The sequence below is a fragment of the Dyella ginsengisoli LA-4 genome (genome assembly GCF_000334915.1).
GTDB classification, from domain to species: domain Bacteria; phylum Pseudomonadota; class Gammaproteobacteria; order Xanthomonadales; family Rhodanobacteraceae; genus Dyella_A; species Dyella_A ginsengisoli_A.
Genome location: NZ_AMSF01000094.1, coordinates 1 through 23,861, shown reverse-complemented (window position 1 = coordinate 23,861; position 23,861 = coordinate 1). Strand labels below are relative to the sequence as shown.

Here is a 23,861-nt window from a genome sequence, read left to right as displayed (position 1 = left end):
ACTCTATAGCACTACCGAAAGGCGTAGTTGCATTAGGCGTCGAGCGGGATATCCGACGCTGCGTCTCCGATATTCAGGGAGAATAAAGATATGTCTGTCGAGCAAGCCTCTTTTGATTACGAACCCGAGATCAATCCTGATGTGGCCGTGGCCAACGCAAAAAATAGCATGGCGACGCTCGCTGCCGAGATCCCGGGAGAGGTCCAGGTGCGGGGTGACGCGATCCCGCATACAGTCGCATCAACCCCTGGGAGCGCCATAAAAAAGCTGCGTGTGCTCCATCGCGAAATGGATCTCATCAACCTGGCAGTCGCGCCCTACACCGCTTGTCGGGCTGAGTGTGCCAGCTGTTGCCACTACAATGTGGAAATCTTCCCAATCGAGGCCGAATTGATCGAGCGGCGCACGGGGCGAGGCCGAAATAAGTCACTTGGCTTGCCTCAAGACTTCCATGGAACTCCATGTCCATTCTTGGCCGGAGGTAGATGCAGCATTTACGAGGTCCGGCCCATGGTATGCAGGAAACACGTCGCGCTCACGAAGACGGCCTATTGGTGTCACCCAGATCGCTCTAACAGTCTGACGTTGCCGCTTGCTGGGTTTGATACCGTCGATCGCGCGTTCGTCGACATTGTCCTGAAGGATGGAAGAAGCCAGACAGCCGATATTCGACAATTCTTCAGCGCCCATAATCAATCCAAGACTTGATTGGCAGAGATCCATACCCAATGCCGATCGTGGCTCTCGAAAGGATTGAGGTTGAGCTGTTGGCGCGCGCCTGGATTTGACCAGATAGCTGAAAATTGATTGACCAAGGCCGCTTTCGCCCGACCTGGCGCGCGGCGAGGGTTCGCTGTCAGGGGAGGTGGTCAATCGAAAGCGAGCACGATGGTCAATCCGACGCGAGCGCCAACACTCGTGATCCCCAAAAAGCGACCGAGATGTGATCACAGGCTCCTGGCCTGCCCCGGATGTGGAAATGGACAAAATGGTAAGACTTGCCATTTTGGCAAAAACTGCCAGAATGGGCACGCCAACACATCAACCGGAGGATGCCGTGTTCCCCTTGAACGTTCCCAACATGATCAAGACTGCCCGCCTTGCTAAAAAACTGACTACGTCAGAAGCCGCCAACATGGTGGCGTCATCCAAACGCTCATGGGAAGCCTGGGAGTCCGGGACGCGCCCTATGCCGGGGGCGAAGTTGATGTTGTTCATGCGTTTGCTCGCAGACGATGAGCAAATCGTCATGCTATTCAGCTATGAAAACGAGGTCCCCCGGCCCGTGGACTCCTTGGTTGAGACTTCGTTTATTGGTGTAGAGCCGCTTTCGAAGGGGCGTTGGCTTTCCAAGTCCATTGCCGTGAACCCCTTCACGGGTAGGCCCTACGTCCACGTCGCAGAGTTCGCAGAAGCGGAAAACGAGAAGGCTCTGAAGACTTTGAAGGGGTGGAAGGGGGTGGTCGAGCGTGCCGTCGAAAACTTCCGGCTCGCTGCGGGCGAATGAGCCTCGGCTACCGGAGCCGATTTAAGGCTTAGTGGCCTCGATGAAAGTTCCCAGATCGTCCAGCCGATGGGCCCAGATCAGACTGAGCCCCTTGGTCTGGGCCTGAACCAGATTCCTGGCATTGAACACGCCCCGACGTCCCGACGTCCCCCCACTTTTAAGTAGCACCGCGGCTTGGGGGTAATCGATGTTGACGCCGTCCCGGTCTCGCGAACATCCGCTGGCAAGCGTAGCCTTCGAGCGGGAAAGTTGGTGGGCCTGCCAGGGCTCGAACCTGGAACCAAGGGATTATGAGTCCCCTGCTCTGACCATTGAGCTACAGGCCCTTAGGCGCGGAAGTATAAGGGAGCGAGACACTTCGACCGAGACGGTCTGTGGGCCCCCGTTCAATTGTCACCCTCACAGCTTGCAGGCCGAGGTAGCTGCCGCGCGGCCAAACTATGTGGGACGGGCGTGGCCAAACTATGTGGGATCGCGCACCGGTCTTCACCGGGTCCCGCGGGATGCTCCCCGGCACGCCCCTACCGCCGCTCCCGGGTGCACCCGGTCACGTCGCGCTGGCTATCGCATCCGAAAGCGGGCAGTGTCCGTAAACCAGTCGGACTAGCCAACCTGCCGTTCGACCATGACGCCCGACACCCACCGCTGGAGCCTGTCGCCCTTCGAAACGGCGAGAGCCATGTCGACCAACGAGCCGCAACCGAAGACCGCCGAGGACTGGGCTGCCGAAATGGCGGCGGTTTCCCGTTGTGGCGATCGCGACAGTTTCATGCGCATCTACGACCACTTCTTCCCCCGGGTGCGGCTCTATCTGCGCGGACAGGGGTCGCCCGAGGCTGTCGCCGAAGAGCTGGCCCAGGAGGCCTTGCTGCGCCTCTGGCAGCGTGCCGGCATGTTCGATGCCGGTCGCGGCAGCCTGGCCACGTGGCTGTTCCGCATCGCGCGCAACCTGCACATCGATCGCCTGAGGCAGGAGCGCTACTGGGTTGCCCTGCCCGAGGGCGCCGAGCCGGCCGAGGATCCGCCCGACGAGCCGTATTCCCGGGCGGAAAGCTACGCCGACCACGTGGACCTGGCCCGTCGGATCGAACGGCTGCCGGCAACCCAGGCCCGCCTGATCCGCATGTCCTACTTCGAGGCCAAGTCGCACAGCGAGATCGCGGCGGAGCTCGGCATGCCTCTCGGCACGGTGAAGTCCGGGCTGCGCCGGGCCTTCCTGAAGCTGCAGGTGGAAGTCTGCGGAGGTGCAGCATGACCCCGCGCCATCACCTGGACGAGGCCACCCTGGTCAGCTACGCCGCCGGCGCGCTCACCGACGGCATGCGCGCCGTGGCGGCGACGCACCTGGAAGCCTGCGGGCATTGCCGCGCGCAGCTGGCGGGGGCCGAACGCATCGGCGGCGTCCTGCTCAGCCAGCGCCAACCCACGGACGAGCCGGGGCTGCTCGCGCAGCTGCGCGAGGCGATGCTCGCGCGTCTCGACGCGACGCCCCAGATGCGCCCAACCAGCACGCTCGGCGGCGACGATGATCACGCGGCCTCGCGGGTGACCGGTACCGACCTCCTGCCGCGGGCGCTGCATCCGTATTTCGGCACCTCCTGGCGCGCCCTGCGCTGGCGCTGGACCGCGCCGGGCGTGCACATGATCAAATCCTCGCGGCCCTCCGGCGACAACCTGATCATGCTGAAGATCGCCCCGGGCAAGAGCATGCCGGTGCACAGCCACGGCGGCAGCGAGTTGACCCAGATCCTCAAGGGTGCCTACGACGACGCGCTCGGCCATTTCGGTCCAGGCGACATGGCCGACCTGGATAGCGACATAGAGCACCAGCCGGTGACCTCGCCCGGCGTGCCATGCATCTGCGTGGCCGCCCTGGACGCACCGCTGCGGTTCCCGGGCTGGTTCGCGCGCAAGCTGCAGCCGCTGGTCGGGCTCTGATCCCCAGCCGCGCCGACACGTGCCGCGGCGCAGCGGCCCGGTCTGCCGCGCCTGCGTCGCCGGGGTCGTTGTAGGACACTTGCTCCGTACCCGACCGCGGAGCACGTCACATGGACCGCATCGATGCCATGAAGGTCTTCGTCGCCGCACTGGACGAAGGCAGTCTCGCCGGCGCCAGCCGACGCACCGGCCGCTCTCCCGCGGCGGTGAGTCGTGCCGTCGCCTTCCTCGAAGCCCATGTGGGCGTGCCGCTGCTGCACCGGACCACCCGTTCGCTGAAGTTGAGCGAGGCCGGCGAGCGTTACGCGGCGGCCTGCCGCAAGGTGCTGATGGAACTGGAGGAGGCCGACCGCAGCGCCGCCGGTGAGCGCTCGGTGCCGCACGGCACCCTGACCATCACCGCCACCATGTTCGCCGGCGTGGAGATCCTGCGCCCGATCGTCGACGCGTACATGGACGCCTTTCCCACGGTCAGCGTGCGACTGCACCTGCTGGAGCGCGCGGTGAATCTGATCGACGAAGGCATGGATCTGGCGCTGCGCATCACCCACCTGCCCGATTCCACCATGGTCGCGCAGCCCGTCGGCGAGGTGCGCCGCGTCGTCGTCGCGGCGCCGCGCTACCTGGCGGCACACCCACGCATCGGCGAACCGGCCGACCTGGCCAAGCACCAGGTCATCGCGATGCGGCACATGGGCCCGGAGTCGTGGAGCTTTCCGCCGCTGGACGGTTCCTCGGTGCCGCGCGCCGTCGCGTTCACGCCGCGGCTGGTGGTGAACAACGTGCGCGCGGCGATCGCCTCGGCGGTGGACGGTCACGGCGTGACGCGGCTGCTGTCCTACCACGTGGCAACGGAGATCCGGCACGGGCAGCTGCGGGTGGTGCTTGCCGACGCCGAGCCGCCGCGTATTCCGGTGCATCTCGTGGCGCCGTATGGACGGCTGTCGGTGCCCAAGGTGCGCGCCTTCGTCGACTTCGCGCTGCCGCTCCTGCGCACCCGCTTTGCCAGCCTGGCGAAGGATCTGGAGATGGCGCCGACGCGGCCGATTCCACCGCGTCGCGGAAGAATGTCTGCCGGTTGACGGGTATTCGATAACCGGCCGTGCGTGTCTAGATTGTGGGGCGTCGGGCGAGGGCCCGATCGGCATCCAGCCGAACTCCACATTCAAGAGAGACGCACACCATGAACACTCAGCAGAAAGTCGCCATCGTTACCGGTGCCTCGCAGGGCATCGGCGCCGGCCTGGTCCAGGCCTTCCGTGACCGCAACTATCGCGTGGTCGCCAATTCCCGCTCCATCAAGCCGTCCAGCGATCCGGGCGTGCTGACCGTGGCCGGCGACATCGCCGACCGTGCCGTGGCCGAGCGCATCGTCGCCGAGGCGCTGCAGAAGTTCGGCCGCATCGATTCGCTGGTCAACAATGCCGGCATCTTCAGCGCCAAGCCGTTCACTGCATTCACCGCGGAAGACTACGCGGCCAACCTCTCGGTCAACCTCGACGGTTTCTTCCACATCACCCAGCTGGCCATCGCCGAGATGGAGAAGCAGGGCAGCGGTCACGTGGTGAGCATCACCACCAGCCTTACCGACCACGCCATCGACGGCGTGCCGTCGGTGCTCGCTTCGCTGACCAAGGGCGGGCTCAACGCCGCCACCAAGTCCCTGGCAATCGAGTACGCCAAGCGCGGCGTGCGCGTGAATGCCGTTTCGCCGGGCGTGGTCAAGACGCCGATGCACGGGCCCGAGACGCACGGCGTCCTCGCCGCGCTGCACCCGGTCGGCCGGATGGGCGAGATCGCCGACGTGGTGAACGCCGTGCTGTTCCTGGAATCGGCGGGCTTCGTCACCGGCGAGATCCTGCACGTCGACGGTGGCCAGAGCGCCGGCCACTGAGCCTGATGAAGGCGGGCCGCCGGCCCGCCTTTCCCTTCGCACAAAGGAGACACCGTCATGCCGTACATCAACATCCAGGTCACCCGCGAGGGTACCGCCCCGGGCCGCAGCGCGATGACCGAGGAAGAAAAGGCCGCGCTGATCGCCGGCGCCAGCCAGCTGATGCTGGACGTGCTGGACAAGCCGCTGGAATCCACCTTCGTGGTGATCGACGAAGTGCCCACGGAGAACTGGGGCTGGGGCGGCCTGCCCGCGCTCGAGTTCCGCCGCCGGCGGGCGGCAGGCAAGCCGTGAACCGGCCCGCACCGGCAGGCGACGGTGCGCTGGCCGCAGCGTCCGCGCCACGCCCGGTCACTGCATGGCAGGCCACGCTGGCGGGGTTCTGCGCCAGCCTGGTCGGCATCGGCATCGCCCGCTTCGCCTATACGCCGCTGCTGCCGGCGATCGTGGCGGCAAAATGGTTCGCCGCGTCCAGCGCGGCCTATCTCGGCGCCGCCAACCTCGCCGGCTATCTGGCCGGCGCCGTGCTGGCGCGGCCGGCGGCGAAACTCGTGGCGGTGCGCGGTGTGGTCCGCGCGATGATGGTGCTGGCCTCCGTCGCGATGCTGGCCAGCGCGTGGCCGCTGTCGTTCGGCTGGTTCTTCGTCTGGCGATTCGCCTCCGGTCTCGCCGGCGGCGGCCTGATGGTGCTGGCGGCAACCGCGGTGTTGCCGCACGTGCCACCGTCGCGGCGCGGGCTGGCCAGCGGAGTGATCTTCATGGGCGTCGGAGCCGGCATCGCCGCGTCCGGCACGCTGGTGCCACGCTTGCTTCACCACGGGCTGGTGGCGACGTGGCTGGGACTGGGTGCGATCTCGCTGGCACTCACCGCATTGGCCTGGCGAGGCTGGCCCGACGACGGCGCCCAACGCGTCGACCCCGCCGTGTCGCGTCGGCGGAGTCCGGGGCACGCATGGACACTGGGCGCGCTGTACGCAGGGTATGCGTTGAACGCCACCGGGCTGGTGCCGCACATGATTTTCCTGGTCGACTTCGTCGCGCGCGGCCTGGGACTGGGCGTGCAGACCGGTTCGGCGTACTGGGTGCTGTTCGGGCTCGGGGCGCTGGCCGGACCGGTGCTCACCGGTCATCTCGCCGACCGGATCGGTTTCGGCCGGGCGCTGCGGCTGGCCTATCTGATCGAGGCGATCGCGGTGGCCTTGCCGGCGCTGCTTCCGGGTGCCGTGTGGCTGGTGATTTCCAGCGTCGTGGTCGGTGCCTTCACCCCCGGCATCGTGCCGCTGGCGCTGGGTCGCATCCACGAAGCGCTGCCGCACGACCATGCCGCGCAGAAGGCGGCCTGGAGCCGCGCGACCACCGGCTTCGCCCTGCTGCAGGCCGCCGGCGCCTACGGCATGTCCTACCTGTTCGCTCACGACGGTGGACGCTACGGACAGCTGTTCCTGGTCGGCTCCGGGGCATTGCTGCTGGCGCTGACCATCGATCTGGTCGTGAACTCGGCGGGGGCCGCGGCGCAGCGCCACGGGTCGCCGCCCGACTGAAGAAAAAAAGCCCCGCCTTTCCGGCGGGGCTCTTGGCTTCCTTGCCGCGCTTCCTTGCCGCGCTTCCTTGCCGCGCTTCCTTGCCGCGCTTCCTTGCCGCGCTTCCTTGCCGCGCTTCCTTGCCGATGACCTCCGGCGCCACCCCCGCCCTCGTCCCGAAGGCGGGGGTGGCGAACCGCTTACGCGGTCGGTGCGCTGCTGCCTTCGGCGGCGACGCGCGGGGTGTCGTCCGCCAGGCCGGCGTCGGCCCGCTCGGCCAGCAGCGAGCTGGCCAGCTGGATCAGCGAGCCGATGCCCTGGCCGCCGGCATCACCGCCCAGCGCGATCTTCGGCACGATGGCGATCTGGCCATCGCGGATCGCCTCGGCGAACTGCGCGCCCAGCGTGTTGATCAGCTGCAGCCGTGCGCCTTCGCCGGTGAGCGCCTGCGACTTGGCCTGGATCGCCGAGGCCTCCGCCTTGCCGACCGCAGCGATCGCCGAAGCCCTGCCGTCGCCCTCCGCGGTGAGGCGGCGGCGCTCGGCGTCGGCGTTGATGCCGATCACCTCGGCGCGCTTGTTGGCTTCCACCACGGCGGCCTCGCCGACGTTCTTCTTGATCGCGATCTGGATCGACGAGTTGGTCAGTTCCGCCTGGATGTCGGTGGTGGCCCGAGCCTCGCGCAGCGAACGCTCCTTCATCGCCGACTGCTCCTGCAGCTCGTAGGTGGCGACCTGCTCGATCGCCACCTGGCGATCGCGCAACTGGTTGAGGATGGTGTCGATGCGCGCACCCGAGGCGTTGCCGGCGCTGCCGTGCGGGGTGCCGATCAGCACCTCCTGCAGCTCCAGGTTGTAGGCGGCGAAGCGCTCCTTCATCTGCTCGCCGGCCAGCATCTGGATCGCCGCGCGGTCCTGGATCAGCTGGATCAGCGTCTTGGTCTGGCCGATGTTCTTGAAGTACGCGCTGACCATCGGGTCCAGCGTCTGGTCGACCAGCCGTTTGATGTCGCCGAAGCGCTGCACCACCAGCGGTGCCTTGCGGTAGTCGATGTGCACCACCACCGACAGCGGCAGCAGCGGCTCGAACGCGTCCTTGGTGATCAGCGAGACCTCGGTCAGGTTCTCGTCGAACTTGTGCAGGTTGGTCACCTCCGGGGTCCACTTGAGGATGAAGTTGGTGGTCGGCACCAGCTGGATCTTCCCGGCGTACGTGTTGAACGCGTACTTGCCGGGCAGCAGCGGCTCCTTCCACACGCCGCGGCAGTCGTTGTCGACCAGCTCGCCGTGCGAGTAGCCGTCGCCCGAGCGGTCCGCGCCGGTCTTGCCGATGTAGGACACGACCACGCCGACCGAGCCCACCGGCACCACGGTCTTGGGAATGAAGTCCACCGTGGCGAACAGCCGGTTGATGTAGTAAGTGCCCTCCACCAGCACCTGGTGCTGGCGGCCGCGGTTGCCGCCGGCGCGCAGGAACGCGTCGATGTTCTGGAAGTTGTTGTGGAACGTGGCCACGTTGGTCGGGTCCTGGCCGACGCGCGGCGCCACGATCTCGTCCGGCGGCAGCACCGGGCCATCGTGCACGGTGACCACGCCGAGCAGGTCGTTGGTGGTGTCCTCGGTACCGCCACGGGCCTGGCCGCTGACGATCACCACCGGCGAAAAGCCGCGACGCTCGTTCAGCACCGCGCCCATCTTGGCGATGGTGTCGGCTTCCTCGCGCGACAGCAGCAGGCCGTGCACGCGGTTGAGGGTGATGATCGCGAACTGGGCCAGGTTCAGTGCATAGGTGCCCTCGCGCAGGATCGTGCGCTGCGGTCCCTTCTGGCCGCCGCCGCGCAGGAACGCCGCGACGTCGACGATGCCGCCGTCCACGCTGCGGCCCAGCGCCTGGCCATCGGCCAGGTCCTTGCCGTCGCGGGCGAACACGTAGCCGATCTCGCCCTGCGGGATGGTGACCAGGTCCTCCTTGTGCACGCGGTACTGGAACGGGAAGAAGTAGTGCAGGCCGCCGCGCAGCACCTGCGGCTGGAAGCCCACCTCGCCCTTCAGGGCGATCAGCCCCTCGGTCAACGAGGGTGCGCCCCACAGCCGCTCGACGATGCCGACGCGGTCGTTGGGGATGTAGACGATGACGTTGGAGGCGAACACCAGCAACGCCAGGATGACGACGGCCGCAGCCGCAGTGATGAGCCAGATCATGGTGGCAAGTCCTTTTTGCAGTGGGCCCGGCGCGCGTGCCGGGCGGGAGGAAAGAGGCGGAATGCGTCGACGCCACCCGCGCCACGTGCCGACGGCGGCGATCGGGCAAGCCGCTCCCGTCACGCCGGAGGCGTGGGCAGAAAAAAGCGTGCAGGTCGGCGCTGCGACGGAGGTCCCGTCGCTGGGTCGGCGCGTGGGTAGTGTCGACGGACGGAGCGGCTTACCCGGTGCCGCGGAGCGTCCGTTTCAGGTGACGATCCGGCCCTCGCGGGCGACGGTTCGTGGCGGGACAGGCGTGCATGGCATCACCCTTGGAAGCGGATCAGATCGGCCAGCTCCTCGTTCGCCTTCACCGCATTGCGGCCCAACACGTCAAGCTCCTCGACGATGTTGGCCAGCGGCGCGTGCGCCGAGAGCTGACCGAACAGGATGTAGTCGTCACCGACCAGGCCCACGTTGGACAGGGGCAGGGTCGGACCCAGGCGAAGACAGGCTTCGTTGAAGCGCGCGGCATGCTTCACCGCGTCCTTCGTGCAGAGCACCGTCGTCGCGAAAATCTCTTCGTCGCCGACCGTCAGCCGCGCCGGCAGGTTGCCGTAGCGCGCCAGCGACAGGCCGATGGCCGGCGGCAGGCCTTGCAGATGCACCTCGCGCAGCTCACCATGGTGGCCGGCATGCACGGCGAGTGCCTCGCACAGCCGCGGCGCGCTCCACTTTTCGTGCATGCTGGCGAAGTCCATGCCGGCCACCAGCTGCTCGGTGTGCTCGCCGCGGGCACGGCGCAGGAACTCGCGCACCATTCCCTGCTCGTCTTCGGTCATGTAGATGCGCGGGATGGTCATGCCCAGCCCGCTCATGCGCTCGCGGAACGCCTTCTGGCGCGCGGCGCCGGCGCTGGGCGCCTTGCGGTTGGTCATGATGGAATCCCCTTGAACCGATAGTTACGCGTAACGTTACGCGTAACTATACGCCCGGGATTTGCCGGTCGCAAGCGAAATCGGCGGACGCCGGATCAGGCCGCCGCGTGCGTCCGCCCGGCGCGCTCGCGGTGCTCGCGCACCATCCGTTCGACGAGGGCGCGGTGATCGGGCAGGTCGTCCAGCGCGCGCGCCGCCACCTGCTGGATCGTGGCGAACTCCTGCCGCGCCTCCGCCGCCTGCGTATACGCGCTGCGCATCGGGGCGAGATCGGTGTGGAACTCCATGCCATACAGCACGTATTGCCAGCTCGCCACCAGGAACATCTCCAGGTCGCCGACGAAATCCAGCCGATGTGGCGGGCGATGCTTCCACAGCGCAAGCTTGTCCTGCAGCGTCTGCGGGATGCTGCCGGCCGCCGTGTTGTCGCGCCAGAACGGTGTGTCACGCCGTTGGCTGAGGCAGTAGTGCAGCTTGATGAAGTCGATGATCCGTTCGTAGCGCGCCACCATCATCGAGTTGTAGTGACGGGCGATCCGCGGCAGGTCCTCGAGCTCGGCCGGCAGCGCATGGGTGAGCAGGTAGGCCCCCAACTCGACCAGGGCAATGCCGGTCGATTCCAGCGGCTCGACGAAGCCGCCGGCCAGTCCCACCGCCACGCAGTTGTGCCGCCAGTGTTCCGGCCGATAGCCGGTCTCGAAGCGGATACGCAGCGGCGTCAGTCCTTCCGCCGCGGTGCCGAGGTAACCGCGCAGCACCTGTTCGGCGCGCGCGTCGTCGGTGTGTCGGGAGGAGTACACGTAACCCACGCCACGACGTTGCTGCAGGCCGATATCCCAGGTCCAGCCGGCCTCCTGTGCGGTGGCGATGGTGTACGAAGGGATTGGCGCATCGGGCCGCTCGTACGGCACCTGCATCGCCACGGCGCGGTCGGCGAACAACACGTCGGCGCGACTGGAGAAGGGCGACTGCATGGCGTCGCCGGCGAGACGGCTGCGCAGGCCGGTGCAGTCGACGTAGAGGTCGGCGGTCATCGGCCCGAGCTCGGTGGTGATCAGCCTTGCGATCGCGCCATGTTCGTCCAGCTCGGCACGCTCCACCGTGGCCACGTGGCGGTGCACGCCGAGCGTCTGCGTGCCGTGCTCGGCGAGAACCCGGGCAAAACAGGCCGCGTCGAAGTGGAAGGCATGGTTGAGCGGCCCCTGGTAGTCGGGATCCTGCGGCCGCTTCGGTGCCCGCCCGCGTTCGACCACCCGGCTCTGCAGGGTCACCGCCTCGGCGAACGGCAGTTCCGCAGGCGCCTCGCCCAGCAGCCAGTAAGGCAGCAGCTCCGGACCACCCGGGCGCTGGCTGGGCTGGCTGAAGGGATGGAAGAACGCGTCGCGGCCCGGCGTGCCCGGAGGGCGGACCCAGTGGCGATAGTGGATGCCCTGCTTGTAGGTGGCGTGTGCGCCGTCGAGGAACCGACGCTCGTCCAGGCCGATCGCGGCCAGGATGCCGCGGATCGAGGGAACGGTCGCCTCACCCACGCCGAGCAGGCCGATGTTTTCCGCTTCGACCAGATGCACCTGGATCGCAGACGGATCGCTCGACCGCATCGCCCGGGCCAGGTAGCACGCGACCAGCCACCCGGCCGTGCCGCCGCCGACCACCAGCACTCTGTTGATCCGCGCCATCGTCGGCTCCTTACCCGCTGCGGTGCCATCGTCCTCCCGACCCCGCCCGACCGCAAAGAAAGGCCGGAGCCCCGCGGGGAACTCCGGCCGTTGCGCCATTCAAGGGGAGGGAGCCGGCATCGGCACCAGTGATGCCGGCAGGGGAACGGCAAAAGGGAGCGGCGCGCTGCTCACGACACGCCGCCATCGACAACTCAGAACCAGAAGCCGAGCTGCACGCCATAGGTACGCGGCGGCAGGTACTGCGAGGTGAAGGCCACCGTGCCGTTGGCCAGCAGGGTGCTGCCGGCCGCGCTGCTCTTGACCTTGCCGTCGCTGACGTTCTGCACGTAGGCGTTGACGTACCACTTGTCGCCCGGCTCGGTGTAGCGCAGCGCCAGGTCGGTGCGCACGTAGGCCTTCTGTTTGTCGCCGTTGCCGAAGTTGAACCAGCTCAGCCACTGCGCGCTCTGGTACTGCGAGCTGATGCGCGGGGTCAGGCGGCCACCGTTGCCGAGCACGAAGTCGTGCTCGTAGATCGCGGTGAGCGAGACGTCCGGCGCATGCGGAAGATCGTTGCCGGTGATGTCCATGCAGTTGTTGCTGATGGTCGATTCCGGCGGGCAGGCGGTCGGCACGTAGTAGTCGTTGCTGGCCGCGTAGCGCTCGGTGCCCAGCTTCTTTTCCGGAATGATCGACAGCACCATCGTGGCACGGTCATTGGCTGCCGAATACGCCAGCTCGGACTCGAAGCCGGCCACCTTGGTCTTGCCGCCGACGTTGGCAAAGCCCAGGCCGTGGGTGCCGTCGGGGTAAGTCACCGGCGCGGACAGCTGATAGTTCTTGAACACCTCGTAATAAGCCGCGCTGTTCCAGGTCAGGTGACCGTCGAGGAAGGAGAACTTGGTGCCGATCTCGTAGTTGGTGAGGGTCTCCGGCTTGTACAGCGCACCGCCGTCCTGGGTGCCGCCGGACTTGTAGCCGGTGGACACGCTGGCGTAGATCAGACCGTTCGCGCCAAGGTCGTGATCCAGTCGCACCAGCCAGGTCGGCTTGCTCTTGCTGTAGGTGCCATCGTTGTGCTGGCTGATGTTGAAGCCGGCATCCGCCGGGCTCTGCCAGGGCGAGAGCGGCAGCTGCGGATACGCTGCGTTATAGCCCCAGCCCCAGTTGATGCCGCCGCGGTTCTGCCGCTTGTCGTGCGACCAGCGCGCGCCACCGGTGAGGCGCCAGGTATCGCTCATGTGCCAGGTCGCCTGGCCGAACGCCGCGGTGGAGTCCACCAGCTCCTCCGGCTGGATGAACGAGCCCTGCCAGCTGACGGTGCCCTGCTGGGTGCCGTTCATGATCGGGATGTCGAAGCGGATGTTGTTGTTCTCGTGGGCGTAGTACGCGCCGAGGATCCAGTCGATGGTCTGCTCGCCGGTCGACTTCAGGTCCAGCTCGTGGCTGTAGCTCTTGTAGTTGGAGTAGTTGGTGCGGTCTTCCTGGTACACACCGTTGGTGGTGAAGCTGGTCGGCACGTTGACGCCGCCGTCCTGGTCGAAGTCGCTCTTGCCGGAGTAGCGGCTGTAGCCGGCCACGTAGGTCAGCTCCATGCCGTCGTTGATGTTCCAGTCGATCCGGCTGCGCACCGCCTTGGAGGTGCGGTCCAGGTAGGGCGCCACGTCGGCCAGGGTCGACCAGAACTTCTGCCCGGGGCGCGGCTGCTGCATGAGGTTCATGCTCGGCGTACCGCGGTCGGTGAAGTACTCGTAGGAGATGTCCCACAGGAAACTGTCCGACGGCTTCCAGCGTGCACTGACGCGGGCGGCCGACTGGTCCTGCGCGTTGTACTTCTTGCCGCCGTGCACGAAGTCGTTCGGGTTGATCGGCTGGAACGCCGCCGGATCGCCGCCGTTGGCCAGATAGTTCACGCGCTGCTGGTCGACCGAGGGAATCTGGCCGATCGGGTTCTGGTAGTCGACGTAGCCGTCGTGCTGCTCGTGCACCGCGGCCACGCGCATGGCGAAGGTGCTGCTGATCGGCAGGTTCACCGCGGCACGCACGCCGCTCTGGTTGTAGTTGCCGGCCTCGATGCTGCCGTTGCCGTAGAAGCCGCCGCCGATGTCCGGCTTGGCGGTGGTGAAGCTGATCGCGCCGGCGGTGGAGTTGCGGCCCCACAGCGTGCCCTGCGGACCGCGCAGCACTTCCACGCTGTCCATGTCCAGCAGCAGGCTGGCCGCTGCCTCGGCGCGCGGGGTGTAGACGCCATCGACGAAGGTGGCGACCTCGGGGTCGGCATATTCGGTCTTGGCGCTGTCGTTGCCGATGCCGCGCAGAGTCAGGGTGACCACGCCGTGGTCGCCCTCGGACGTTCCCTGCAGGCCCGGCACCAGCTTGGTCAGGTCCTGAACGGTCATCACCCGCTCTTTGTCGAGCGTATCGGCGGAGATCGCGCTGACCGCCACGGGTGTCTTCTGCAGCGGCGTCTCGCGCTTGGTCGCGCTTACCTCGACGGTGTCCAGCTGCTTGATCTTCTTTTCCACCGGCGCCTTGCCGGACGAAGCGTCCTGCGGGGCGGCCAGCACGGTTCCCGGTGCGAGCACCAGGGTCATGGCGACATACAACGCCGAGTAGCGCAGCTTCATGTAATTCCCCTCCAGATGGTCTGATGGTTCGATGCCGCAGCCCTCGGCGCGGCGCGATCCTCTATCCCCGAAATGACAGCGCTGTCATACGTAATGATAAAAGAGCTCTTGCACAGAAGCTTGACGCGCGGCAGCACACCCAAATTGCCCGACAAGCCACTGAATACGATCAGGAAATACGTCCCCCTCCTCGCCGGGTTGCTTCGCCATGCTGCGAAGCAACCCGAACCCGCCCGATAGATCGGGCCGATGGCGTCGCTAGCGGGGACATCGGACCACCTGGTCGGCGTCCGTCCCCAGCGCCACGCGGAATACGGTCAGCGCCGTCCCCGCCCCGGCGCCGAGCTCGAATGGGCGGTCGATGTGGTGCATGTCCGCTCCCGCGGCACGGAAGCACTTCAGCGGCACGCCCACCCGCACCCACTGCCCCTGCGGCAGTCCGGCCAGTGTGGCGCCCAGTGGCACACGCCCCTGGCAGCCATGGCCGCAACCGAGGCCGACCCATGCGTCGGCGCGCGGCAGCGCATCCACGCGCAGGGTGGTCACCAGCAGCACGTCGCCATTGGTCTGGCGATCGAGGTCGAGCGGCGCACGGGCCTGCACGGTGAACAGTGCGCGCGGGCTGGTCCAGGCGAGCCGGCGCGAATCTTCCTGCGCGTGGTAGTCGATCGCGCTCATCCGCAGGCTGCCGTCGCCGGCGCTGGCGGCGGAAACGTTGGCGGGCACGAGGTCGCCGTCGGCGCCGACCAGGCTTGCCGCATAGCCGTGCACCGGCTTGCCGCGCTCGAGGTAGTTGCCCACCGGGACCTGTTCGCCGTGGATCCCCGACACGTCCGGCAGCGGCGGCAGCGTGCCGTGGTCGGTGTAGCGCAGGCCGTAGCCGAGCGGAAACTGCGGCGGCGCCTGCCCGGGCAGCGCGGTGCGCGGCCAGGCGTAGGCGAGGCGGCCATGGAAGTCATGGGCGATGCGGCCGTCGCGGGTGCGCAGCAGCACGTCGGCCACACCCTCGCCCTCGCTGCCCGGCAGCCACGCCGCGACGAAGGCGTCGGCCGCGTTGATCTCGCGGTTGACCCACAGCGGCCGGCCGCTGAGGAACACCGCCACCACCGGAATGCCCTGGCCCTTCAGCTGGCGGATCAACTCCAGGTCGTGGTCGTCGCCGGGCCGGTAGAGCAGGTTGGGCAGGTCGCCCTGGAACTCGGCGTAGGGATCCTCGCCGAACACCACCACCGCCACGTCGGGCTTGTGCGTGTAGTGGCCGTCGGTGGCGATCTCGGCATGGCCACCGGCCGCCTTCACCTGGGCGACGATGCCGGCGCCGATCGACTGCGCCCCGGGGAAATCCTTGTTGTTCAGGCCCGTGCCCTGCCAGGTCAGGGTCCAGCCGCCGCACTGGCGCGAGATGTTGTCGGCGCCCTCGCCGGCAACCAGGATGCGCTTGCGCGGATCCAGCGGCAGCAGGCCACCGTTGTTCTTCAGCAGCACCAGCGATTCGCGCACGGCGCGGCGGGCCAGCGCCCGGTGGGCGGGACTGCCGACCACCTGGTCGGCACGGCGTGCCAGCGGCTGCGCCGACGGCAGGCCGGCGGTGAACAGGCCGGCGCGGAATTTCACCCGCAGGATCCGCGCCACCGCGTCGTCCAGCCGCGCCATCGGGATCGTGCCGGCCTTCACCTCGGCCAGCGTGTGCTCGTAGAGACCCTTCCAGCTGTCCGGCGCCATCAGCATGTCCATGCCGGCGTTGTAGGCGATCGGGCAATCGGTGTTGCTGCAGCCGGGGATCTGGCCGTGCGCGTTCCAGTCGCCGACCAGCAGGCCCTGGAAATCCATCCGCTGCTTGAGCACGTCGGTGAGCAGGGCCTTGTTGCCGTGCATCTTCACGCCGTTCCAGCTGGAGAACGAGGCCATCACCGTCTGCACGCCGGCGTCGATCGCCGGCGGATAGCCGGCGGCGTGGATGTCGATCAGCTGCTGCTCGCTGATCTCGGCATCGCCCTGGTCCTTGCCGTCCTTCGTGCCGCCGTCGCCGAGGAAGTGCTTGGCGGTGGCGATCACGTGGGCGTCGTCGAGAAACTGCGGCGTGCCGACCCGGCCCTGCAGGCCCTCGACCATCGCCCGCGAGTATTCGGCGACCAGCTTCGGATCCTGCGAGTAGCCCTCGTAGCTGCGCCCCCAGCGCACGTCCTGCGGCACCGCAATGGTCGGCGCGAACGTCCAGTTGATGCCGGTGGCACGCACCTCGGCCGCGGTGGCGGCGCCGATCTGCCGGATCAGCTCCGGATCGTGCGCGTTGCCCAGCGCGGAGTTCTGCGGAAACAGCGTGGCGCCGACGGTGTTGTTGTGCCCGTGCACGGCGTCGATGCCGAACAGCAGCGGGATCGCCGGGCGACCATCGTGGCGGTCCATCGCCGCGCGGTAGAACGCGTCGGACAGCGCCAGCCACTGCTTCGCGTCGGCAGTCAGCGCGCCGCCGGGCTTGGAGTTGCCGCCGGCCAGGATCGCGCCGAGGTGGTACTTGCGCACGTCGTCCGGGGTCACGCTGAGGATGTCGGCCTGGATCAGCTGGCCGACCTTTTCCTCCACCGTCATCTTCGCCATCAGCCCGGCAACCTTGTGCTCGAGCGCCGGATCGGCCGGGAACGGCCAGTGCGCGCTCGGCCAGCGATCCGGGTGCACGGCGGTGGCGGGCGGGCCGGCGATCGCCGCTGCCAGCGGCAGGCAGGACAGGGTGGCGGCCAGCATGGCCGGGACGGAACGCCGGTGACGGACGGTTGCGGGCACGCCTTTCTCCCCTCGCTGCGAAGCGCGCGGCTTCCCTCGCGGAGCCGCTCCGGGGGCGCAGACTGGCAGAAATGACAGCGCTGTCAAATTGCAGTGCAGCATTTCCGGAGCGCGCGCTTTCGCGACCGAAAGGCGGGCCGGGAGCGCCGAAACGGCATCAGAACGGGGCCCGGGGTATCTACCGGCAGTGCGCGGACACGCCAGCGATTCCGGGCAGGCCGGTGCCGCTCAGATCGCGGCGGGCGGTGGTGCGCCGGTCGATTCGCGCATCTGCAACGAGTACGGCACCTGCAGCAGCAGGCCCTCGCCACGGCCACGCAGCACCTCCATCAGCTGCTGGGTGGCGAGCTTGCCCATCTCACGGCTGGGCTGGCGCACGGTGGTCAGCGGCGGCCACAGCTGGGTGGCCAGCGGCGTGTCGTCGAAGCCGCAGACCGACAGGTCGCGTGGCACCTTCAGGCCGCGCTCGTTGGCGGCCCACATCACGCCGGCGGCCATGTCGTCGTTGGCGGCGAAAATCGCGGTGGGCAGCGTCGAGCGCAGGAACAGCTCGCGCGCCGCGAGCACGCCGGAGCCGAAGGTGAACTGCCCTTGCACCACGTAGTCCGGGTTGAACGGCAGGCCGGCCTCGGCCAGGGCCTCCTTGTACCCGGCCAGGCGCCAGCGGCTGGCGCCGTGGTCGGCAATGCCCAGGATGTGCGCTATGCGGCGGTGGCCGAGCTTCACCAGCTCGCCGACCAGCGCCTTGGCGGCCTGCTGCTCGTCCATGCACACGCCGATCGTCCCCTCGTGACGCAGCGGGGAGATGCTCGCGTGCGGCACGCCGTGCTCCTTCAAGCGCCGCAGCAGGGCGGTGTTGTCGGTGAGCGGAGGCGTCACGATCACACCATCGATGTGGTGGTCGGCGACCAGCGCGTCGACGCGACGGATGAAATCCTGCACGCGCGTACGCAGCGGGCAGACCATCATGCTGTAGCGGTTGGCGTTGCAGGCCTCCAGCACGCCATCCTGGATCTCGGCCAGGTAGGTGGAGGCGGGGTTGTCGTTGTTGTCGTAAAGCATTGCGACCAGGAACGAGCGGCTGCCGGCCAGGCCGCGTGCCGCCGGGCTCGGCCGGTAATTCATCTGCTCCATCGCGGCCAGCACGCGCTGGCGGGTGGATTCCTTGACCGACGGCTCCTCGTTGAGCACGCGGGATACGGTCTTGGGCGACACGCCCGTCGCACGCGCTACATCTTCAAGGCGGACCCGCATGCTCGCTCCCGACACCCCCTGCCACCGATCGACTATGCCTGTGGCGCGGATGGCGTGACAAGGCGGGGGTGGCCCGGCCGGGCCGCGCCGGGGTACGACCCGTCGCCGGACTGATCCTGATCAAGATGCCGCCAGCCGCGACCCGGCACAGTGCGCGCCATGGAAGCTACCCGTACCGCCACCGTGATCCAGCCACCCACTTTCGACGCGGACCTGATCGCCCGCTACGACGTCAACGGCCCCCGCTACACCAGCTATCCGACCGCGCCGCATTTCCGCAGCGACTTCGGCGCCGCCGAGCTGCGCGAGGCGATCCGCGAGTCCAACGAGGAGCCGATCCCGCGGCCACTGTCGGTCTACGTGCACGTGCCGTTCTGCATGAGCCCGTGCTTCTACTGCGGCTGCAACCGGGTGATCACCCGCGACGTCGGCAAGGCCGACCGCTACCTCGAGCGCCTGTACCGCGAGATCGGCCTGATCGCCCCGCTGTTCGACCGCGACCGGCCGGTGCGCCAGCTGCACTTCGGCGGCGGCACCCCGAATTTCCTCGACATCGAGCGCATGCGCGAGCTGATGCAGTCGCTGGACCGCCACTTCAGCATGGAGCGCGGCCGCGAGCGCGAGTACGGCATCGAGCTGGACCCGCGCTTCGCCGACGGCGACTACGTGCGCGAGCTGGGCGAGCTCGGCTTCAACCGAGTCTCGGTCGGCATCCAGGACTTCGACCCGGCCGTGCAGCAGGCGGTGAACCGGATCCAGTCGGTGGCGCAGACCGCCGCGGTGCTGAACGCGGCGCGCGAGGCGGGCTTCGCGTCCAGCAGCGTGGACCTGATCTACGGCCTGCCGCTGCAGACCGTGGCCGGCTTCGACCGCACCCTCACCGAGGTGATCGCGCTCTCGCCGGACCGCGTGGCCGTGTACGGCTACGCCCACCTGCCGGAGATGTTCAAGGCGCAGCGGCAGCTCGACGCCAACCTGCTGCCCGACGCCGCCACCCGGCTGGCCCTGCTCGGGCGGGCGCTGGAGCGGCTGACCGGGGCCGGCTACGTCTACATCGGCATGGACCACTTCGCCAAGGCGAACGACGAACTGGCCCGGGCGCAGCGCGCCGGCCAGCTGCAACGCAACTTCCAGGGCTACTCCACCCACGGCGACTGCGACATCGTCGGCCTCGGAGTCAGCGCGATCGGCCGCATCGGCGACTGCTACATCCAGAACGTGCGCGACCTGCCCGGCTACTACGCCGCGCTGGATGCCGGTCACCTGCCGGTGGCGCGCGGCCTGCGGCTGAGCGAGGACGACCTGATCCGGCGCGCGGCGATCGGCGAGCTGATGTGCCAGGGCACGCTCGACCGCGACGCCTTCGGCGCGCGCCACCGGATCGACTTCGACGTCTACTTCGCCGACGCGATGGCCCGCCTGGAGCAGCTGGAAGCGGACGGCCTGGTCTCGATCGAGGGGCCGCGCATCGTCACTACCTCGCGCGGCCGCCTGTTGCTGCGTATCATCGCCATGTGCTTCGACGCCTATCTGGATGCCGGCGCGCCGCCTACCCGCTATTCGCGCGCTATCTGACGCCATGGATGTTCAAGAGGCTGTTCCCACGATGCGTTCCGACACGCGGGCCGGTCGCCTGCCCGAGCCCTCCAGCCCGATCGCCGACGACGGCGATGCCATCCGCTTCTGCCGCACCTGTGCGTTCGCCGGCGCGTGCCTGGCGGTCGGCTACGGCAAGCCCGAGCTGGAGGCGCTGCACTGCCTGGTCGAGCATGTCGGGCCCTACCGCACCGGCGATCACGTGTTCCGCACCGGCGACCCGTTCCGCGCGATCTTCGCGGTGCGCGCCGGCACGGTGAAAACCTGCCTGGTCGATCGCGACGGCCGCGAGCAGGTGCTGGGCTTCTACCTGCCGGGCGAGGTGATCGGGCTCAACGCGATCTATCCCGAGCAGTTCCCCTGCGACGCGATCGCGCTGGAGAACGCGCAGTTCTGCCGCTTCTCGTTCCCCGCCATGAGCGCGCTCGCGACCCGCATGCCGGCGGTGCAGCAGCACCTGTTCCGCCTGCTCAGCAAGGAGCTCGGCACGGCCAGCCTGCTGGCCGGCGACCACAGCGCCGACGAGCGCGTGGCCGCGTTCCTGTGCGACCTGGGCAGCCGTTACGAGGCGCGCGGCTTTTCCGGCACGCGCTTCGCGCTGAGCATGTCGCGCGGCGACATCGCCAACTACCTGAGGCTGGCCTCGGAAACCGTCAGCCGGGTGCTCACCCGCTTCCGCAGCCAGGGGCTGATCGCACTGGAAGGTCGGCAGGTCGAACTGCTCGATGCGGACGCCCTGCGCCAGCTGGGCGAGGGCCTGCTGCCGGGCTGAGGTCCCGGCCGGCACTGACCTGGATCAGGGTGCCCGCGGCGCCCGGCGCCGAGCATGGGGCCCCGTCTGCAGGGTCCCTGCCATGGCCGATCTTCCCTTTCCAGCCACCCGAACGGCGCCGTGGTCACCCGCGGCGCTCACCGGCGCGCCGCATCGCGTGCTGTTCTTCGCCGGCGCCTGCACCGTGCTGACCAGCATGGCGTGGTGGGCGCTGGAACTGGCCGCGCTGCGCTTCGGCTGGTCGTCGTGGCCGCAGCCACCGGTACCGCCGGCCTGGGGCCACGCCCTGCTGACCGTGTACGGGATGCTTCCGCTGTTCATGTTCGGCTTCCTGCTGACCGTGTTTCCGCGCTGGCTCGACCGCCCGGCACTGCCACGCTCGCGCTACGTGCCAGTGGCCGGATCGGTGTTCGGCGGCTACCTGCTGGCGCACGCCGGCTTGCTGGGCAGCCTGCCGTTGCTGCGGATCGGCGTGGCGCTGATGCTGGCCGGCTACGGACTGGCGCTGCTGCCGCTGGCCGGCGTGCTGCGCGCTGCGACAGCGCGCAACGCCCACGCATGGTCGTGCCTGGCGGGCCTGGCGACGGGCGCGCTCGGGCTCGTCCTGGGTCTGGCGGCGCTGGCCGGCGCACCGGCATGGCTGATGCCGCTGGCGATCCGCCTGGGCGTGTTCGGCTTTCTGCTGCCGGTGTACTTCAGCGTGTGCCACCGGATGATCCCGTTCTTCAGCGCCAACGCGGTGCCCGGCTACCGCATGGTGCGCCCGCGCTGGAGCCTGCCCGCGATCTGGGTGCTGTTGCTCGCGCACATCGCGCTGGAAACCGCCGGCACCAGCGCCTGGCGCTGGCTCGCCGACCTGCCGCTGGCGCTGGTGTTCGGGTGGCACGCGTTCGCCTGGCAGCCGTGGAAGGCGCGGCGCCCGGGCCTGCTGTTCGCGCTGCACCTGGCATTCGCCTGGCTGCCGGTGGCGATGGCGCTGTTCGCGGTGCAGAGCCTGTGGCTGGCGCTGCGTGGCGAGGCGGCGCTCGGCCTGGTGCCGCTGCACGTGCTGACCATCGGCTACTTCGGCTCGATGCTGGTGGCGATGGTCACCCGCGTCACCCAGGGCCACTCCGGCCGGCTGCTGCAGATGGGCGCAGTGCCGTGGCTGTGCTTCCTCGCCCTGCAGGGCGTGCTGGTGCTGCGGGTACGCGCCGAACTGGGCACGGACGCCTACCGCTGGCTGGTGTTCGCCGCCGTCGGCTGGCTGCTGGCCTTCGCGCCGTGGGTACTGCGCTCGGCCTGGATCTACCTCACCCCGCGCGCCGACGGCCGGCCCGGCTGACCGCCTGCGCTGTGGCGGCTTGTCGCAGCGCAGGCGTATGCTCTTGCGACTGATCTGTATCAGGGGCGCCGCCAAGGGCCTCCCTAACCTCGTCGTCACGGATAACGAAAGGGGAAAGATCATGTCCACGCTGTTGCGCACCCTGCTGGCCACCGCCAGCGTCCTGGCGATCGCCGCCTGCTCGGGCAAGCCCGATGCCACCACGCCCACCACCGGCACGGCGCCGCCGCAGGCCGCCGCGCAGAGCGCTATTCCCGGCGACTTCGGCCCACCGCAGGGCGAGCCGATCCACGCGGTACTGACCAGCCCGCCGAACGTGCCGCCGCCGATCCACCGCAACCATCCGGCCAAGGTCATCGTCGACCTGGAAGTGATCGAGAAGGAGATGCCGATCTCCGAGGGCGTCACCTACACCTACTGGACCTTCGGCGGCACCGTGCCGGGCAGCTTCATCCGCGTGCGCCAGGGCGACACGGTGGAGTTCCACCTGAAGAACTCGCCCGACTCCAAGATGCCGCACAACATCGACCTGCACGGCGTCACCGGCCCGGGCGGCGGCGCGGCCTCCAGCTTCACCGCGCCGGGACACGAGTCGCAGTTCACCTTCAAGGCGCTCAACCAGGGCATCTTCGTCTACCACTGCGCCACCGCACCGGTCGGCATGCACATCGCCAACGGCATGTACGGGCTGATCCTGGTCGAACCGCCGGAGGGCATGCCCAAGGTCGACCACGAGTATTACGTGATGCAGGGCGACTTCTACACGGTCGGCAAGTACCGCGAGAAGGGCCACCAGGGTTTCGACATGGACAAGGCGATCGACGAGAAGCCGACCTACGTGCTGTTCAACGGCCACGAAGGCGCGCTCACCGGCGACAAGGCGCTCACTGCCAAGGTCGGCGAGACGGTGCGGCTGTTCGTCGGCAACGGCGGCCCGAACCTGGTGTCCAGCTTCCACGTGATCGGCGAGATCTTCGACACGGTGCGGCAGGAAGGCGGCACCGTCGAACAGCACAACGTGCAGACCACGCTGATCCCCTCCGGCGGCGCCGCGATGGTCGAGTTCAAGACCCAGGTGCCGGGCAGCTACGTGCTGGTGGACCACTCGATCTTCCGCGCCTTCAACAAGGGCGCGCTGGGCATCCTCAAGGTGGACGGCCCGGAGAACAAGGCGATCTACTCGGGCAAGGAGGTCGACTCGGTCTACCTCGGCGACCGCGCCGAACCGAACCTGCACGCGGTGGCCACCGCCGCGAAGGCCAACGCCGCCGGCACGCTGAGCAAGGACGAGCAGATCGCCGCCGGCAAGCAGCTGTTCACCGGTACCTGCTCGGTCTGCCACCAGGCCAACGGCGCCGGCCTGCCCAGCGTGTTCCCGCCGCTGGCCAAGTCGGACTACGTGGCGAAGCTGGCCGGCAAGGACAAGGCCGCACTGATCGCGATCCCGCTGCACGGCCTCAACGGCAAGGTGACCGTCAACGGCGTCGAGTACGACTCGGTGATGCCGCCGATGACCCAGCTCACCGACGACGAGGTGGCCAACATCCTCACCTACGTGCTCAACAGCTGGGACAACCCCGGCGGCCAGGTGACCAAGGACGAGGTAGCCAAGGTGCGCGCCAGGCCGGCGCCTGCCGCGGCCGCGGGGCACTGACCATGACCCCGCGCGCTCCGGCGCTGGCGGGACTGCTGCTGGCCGTGGCCTGCGCCACGGCCGGTGCCGCCGAGTACGTGCCGCTGCCCGGCGGGCGCTTCGCCAGCGTGCTGCCGGCCGACGGCAAGACCGCCCCGGCGCAGGTGGCGCCGTTCGCCCTGCGCACCGAACCGGTGACCAACGCCGAGTTCCTCGCCTTCGTGCGCCGCCCCCCCCCG

18 protein-coding genes, 1 tRNA gene and 1 pseudogene are annotated in these 23,861 nt (G+C 68.4%); 13 read left to right on the top strand and 7 right to left on the bottom strand.

What is annotated here, in order from left to right; translation table 11 throughout:
• Nucleotides 1-90 precede the first annotated feature (90 nt).
• Nucleotides 91-708 carry a YkgJ family cysteine cluster protein gene (locus C693_RS23245; RefSeq protein ID WP_083868373.1) on the top strand — a complete coding sequence of 206 codons (618 nt, stop codon included), beginning with the start codon at nt 91-93 and terminating at the stop codon, nt 706-708.
• Nucleotides 709-979: 271 nt separating this feature from the next.
• Complete coding sequence (locus tag C693_RS23900) at nt 980-1,507, top strand: helix-turn-helix domain-containing protein (protein WP_157798669.1); 528 nt, start codon at nt 980-982, stop codon at nt 1,505-1,507.
• Nucleotides 1,508-1,757: 250 nt separating this feature from the next.
• Here the strand turns inward: C693_RS23900 and C693_RS0119490 are convergent.
• A tRNA-Ile gene (locus C693_RS0119490) sits at nt 1,758-1,833 on the bottom strand.
• Nucleotides 1,834-2,186: 353 nt separating this feature from the next.
• Here C693_RS0119490 and C693_RS0119485 point away from each other — a divergent pair.
• From C693_RS0119485 to C693_RS0119460, 6 genes are all read left to right on the top strand, one after another.
• Nucleotides 2,187-2,762, top strand: coding sequence for a sigma-70 family RNA polymerase sigma factor (locus C693_RS0119485; RefSeq protein WP_017463960.1), 576 nt, complete (start codon nt 2,187-2,189; stop codon nt 2,760-2,762).
• Nucleotides 2,759-3,445, top strand: coding sequence for a ChrR family anti-sigma-E factor (locus C693_RS0119480; protein WP_017463959.1), 687 nt, complete (start codon nt 2,759-2,761; stop codon nt 3,443-3,445). Before C693_RS0119485 ends, C693_RS0119480 begins: the two co-directional genes overlap by 4 nt.
• Before the next feature lie 110 nt (nt 3,446-3,555).
• Nucleotides 3,556-4,527 (top strand): LysR family transcriptional regulator, encoded by a 972-nt coding sequence (locus C693_RS0119475; protein WP_017463958.1) that lies wholly within the window; start codon nt 3,556-3,558, stop codon nt 4,525-4,527.
• 101 nt (nt 4,528-4,628) lie between these two features.
• Complete coding sequence (locus tag C693_RS0119470) at nt 4,629-5,339, top strand: SDR family NAD(P)-dependent oxidoreductase (protein ID WP_017463957.1); 711 nt, start codon at nt 4,629-4,631, stop codon at nt 5,337-5,339.
• A 57-nt stretch (nt 5,340-5,396) separates the two neighbouring features.
• Nucleotides 5,397-5,633, top strand: coding sequence for a tautomerase family protein (locus C693_RS0119465; RefSeq protein ID WP_017463956.1), 237 nt, complete (start codon nt 5,397-5,399; stop codon nt 5,631-5,633).
• Nucleotides 5,630-6,880 carry a YbfB/YjiJ family MFS transporter gene (locus C693_RS0119460; protein ID WP_017463955.1) on the top strand — a complete coding sequence of 417 codons (1,251 nt, stop codon included), beginning with the start codon at nt 5,630-5,632 and terminating at the stop codon, nt 6,878-6,880. The genes C693_RS0119465 and C693_RS0119460 overlap by 4 nt, the downstream gene beginning before the upstream one ends.
• Nucleotides 6,881-7,059: 179 nt before the next feature.
• Here the strand turns inward: C693_RS0119460 and C693_RS0119455 are convergent, their stop codons facing one another.
• The 6 genes from C693_RS0119455 to C693_RS0119430 all read right to left on the bottom strand — a co-directional run bounded on the left by C693_RS0119455 (nt 7,060) and on the right by C693_RS0119430 (nt 18,297).
• Nucleotides 7,060-9,060, bottom strand: a complete 2,001-nt coding sequence (locus tag C693_RS0119455; RefSeq protein WP_017463954.1) for an SPFH domain-containing protein — start codon at nt 9,058-9,060, stop codon at nt 7,060-7,062.
• 305 nt (nt 9,061-9,365) lie between these two features.
• The gene (locus C693_RS22785) at nt 9,366-9,977 is read right to left on the bottom strand and encodes a DUF2170 family protein (RefSeq protein WP_017463953.1); all 612 of its coding nucleotides are present in this window, start codon (nt 9,975-9,977) and stop codon (nt 9,366-9,368) included.
• A gap of 95 nt (nt 9,978-10,072) precedes the next feature.
• Complete coding sequence (locus tag C693_RS0119445; RefSeq protein WP_017463952.1) at nt 10,073-11,653, bottom strand: tryptophan halogenase family protein; 1,581 nt, start codon at nt 11,651-11,653, stop codon at nt 10,073-10,075.
• Nucleotides 11,654-11,847: 194 nt separating this feature from the next.
• Entirely contained in the window at nt 11,848-14,262 is a 2,415-nt protein-coding gene (locus C693_RS0119440) for a TonB-dependent receptor (protein ID WP_017463951.1), read from the bottom strand.
• 258 nt (nt 14,263-14,520) lie between these two features.
• Nucleotides 14,521-17,004: a glycoside hydrolase family 3 protein gene (locus tag C693_RS0119435; protein WP_017463950.1), complete on the bottom strand. Its 2,484-nt coding sequence runs from the start codon at nt 17,002-17,004 to the stop codon at nt 14,521-14,523.
• A 267-nt stretch (nt 17,005-17,271) separates the two neighbouring features.
• Complete coding sequence (locus tag C693_RS0119430) at nt 17,272-18,297, bottom strand: LacI family DNA-binding transcriptional regulator (protein WP_017463949.1); 1,026 nt, start codon at nt 18,295-18,297, stop codon at nt 17,272-17,274.
• A 159-nt stretch (nt 18,298-18,456) separates the two neighbouring features.
• On the opposite strand from C693_RS0119430, the gene hemN reads away from it, so the two are divergent.
• The 5 genes and pseudogenes from hemN to C693_RS22270 all read left to right on the top strand — a co-directional run.
• Nucleotides 18,457-19,872 (top strand): oxygen-independent coproporphyrinogen III oxidase, encoded by a 1,416-nt coding sequence (gene hemN / locus C693_RS0119425; protein WP_017463948.1) that lies wholly within the window; start codon nt 18,457-18,459, stop codon nt 19,870-19,872.
• Nucleotides 19,873-19,903: 31 nt separating this feature from the next.
• Nucleotides 19,904-20,665: a helix-turn-helix domain-containing protein gene (locus C693_RS0119420; RefSeq protein ID WP_017463947.1), complete on the top strand. Its 762-nt coding sequence runs from the start codon at nt 19,904-19,906 to the stop codon at nt 20,663-20,665.
• Between the two features lie 82 nt (nt 20,666-20,747).
• The gene (locus C693_RS0119415; RefSeq protein WP_017463946.1) at nt 20,748-21,989 is read left to right on the top strand and encodes an NnrS family protein; all 1,242 of its coding nucleotides are present in this window, start codon (nt 20,748-20,750) and stop codon (nt 21,987-21,989) included.
• 121 nt (nt 21,990-22,110) lie between these two features.
• Nucleotides 22,111-23,643: a copper-containing nitrite reductase gene (gene nirK, locus C693_RS0119410; RefSeq protein ID WP_017463945.1), complete on the top strand. Its 1,533-nt coding sequence runs from the start codon at nt 22,111-22,113 to the stop codon at nt 23,641-23,643.
• Between the two features lie 2 nt (nt 23,644-23,645).
• A pseudogene (locus C693_RS22270) lies at nt 23,646-23,861 on the top strand (hypothetical protein); the annotation flags it as partial.

Bases quoted from the DNA above. Each gene is read 5' to 3' on its own strand.
- C693_RS0119465 (WP_017463956.1), top strand. From the start codon at position 5,397: ATGCCGTACATCAACATCCAGGTCACCCGCGAGGGTACCGCCCCGGGC.
- C693_RS0119480 (WP_017463959.1), top strand. From the start codon at position 2,759: ATGACCCCGCGCCATCACCTGGACGAGGCCACCCTGGTCAGCTACGCC.
- C693_RS0119420 (WP_017463947.1), top strand. From the start codon at position 19,904: ATGCGTTCCGACACGCGGGCCGGTCGCCTGCCCGAGCCCTCCAGCCCG.
- C693_RS0119470 (WP_017463957.1), top strand. From the start codon at position 4,629: ATGAACACTCAGCAGAAAGTCGCCATCGTTACCGGTGCCTCGCAGGGC.
- C693_RS0119415 (WP_017463946.1), top strand. From the start codon at position 20,748: ATGGCCGATCTTCCCTTTCCAGCCACCCGAACGGCGCCGTGGTCACCC.
- C693_RS0119435 (WP_017463950.1), bottom strand. From the start codon at position 17,004: ATGCTGGCCGCCACCCTGTCCTGCCTGCCGCTGGCAGCGGCGATCGCC.
- C693_RS0119445 (WP_017463952.1), bottom strand. From the start codon at position 11,653: ATGGCGCGGATCAACAGAGTGCTGGTGGTCGGCGGCGGCACGGCCGGG.
- C693_RS0119485 (WP_017463960.1), top strand. From the start codon at position 2,187: ATGTCGACCAACGAGCCGCAACCGAAGACCGCCGAGGACTGGGCTGCC.
- C693_RS0119455 (WP_017463954.1), bottom strand. From the start codon at position 9,060: ATGATCTGGCTCATCACTGCGGCTGCGGCCGTCGTCATCCTGGCGTTG.
- C693_RS22785 (WP_017463953.1), bottom strand. From the start codon at position 9,977: ATGACCAACCGCAAGGCGCCCAGCGCCGGCGCCGCGCGCCAGAAGGCG.
- C693_RS0119475 (WP_017463958.1), top strand. From the start codon at position 3,556: ATGGACCGCATCGATGCCATGAAGGTCTTCGTCGCCGCACTGGACGAA.
- C693_RS23245 (WP_083868373.1), top strand. From the start codon at position 91: ATGTCTGTCGAGCAAGCCTCTTTTGATTACGAACCCGAGATCAATCCT.
- hemN (WP_017463948.1), top strand. From the start codon at position 18,457: ATGGAAGCTACCCGTACCGCCACCGTGATCCAGCCACCCACTTTCGAC.
- C693_RS23900 (WP_157798669.1), top strand. From the start codon at position 980: ATGGACAAAATGGTAAGACTTGCCATTTTGGCAAAAACTGCCAGAATG.
- nirK (WP_017463945.1), top strand. From the start codon at position 22,111: ATGTCCACGCTGTTGCGCACCCTGCTGGCCACCGCCAGCGTCCTGGCG.
- C693_RS0119440 (WP_017463951.1), bottom strand. From the start codon at position 14,262: ATGAAGCTGCGCTACTCGGCGTTGTATGTCGCCATGACCCTGGTGCTC.
- C693_RS0119430 (WP_017463949.1), bottom strand. From the start codon at position 18,297: ATGCGGGTCCGCCTTGAAGATGTAGCGCGTGCGACGGGCGTGTCGCCC.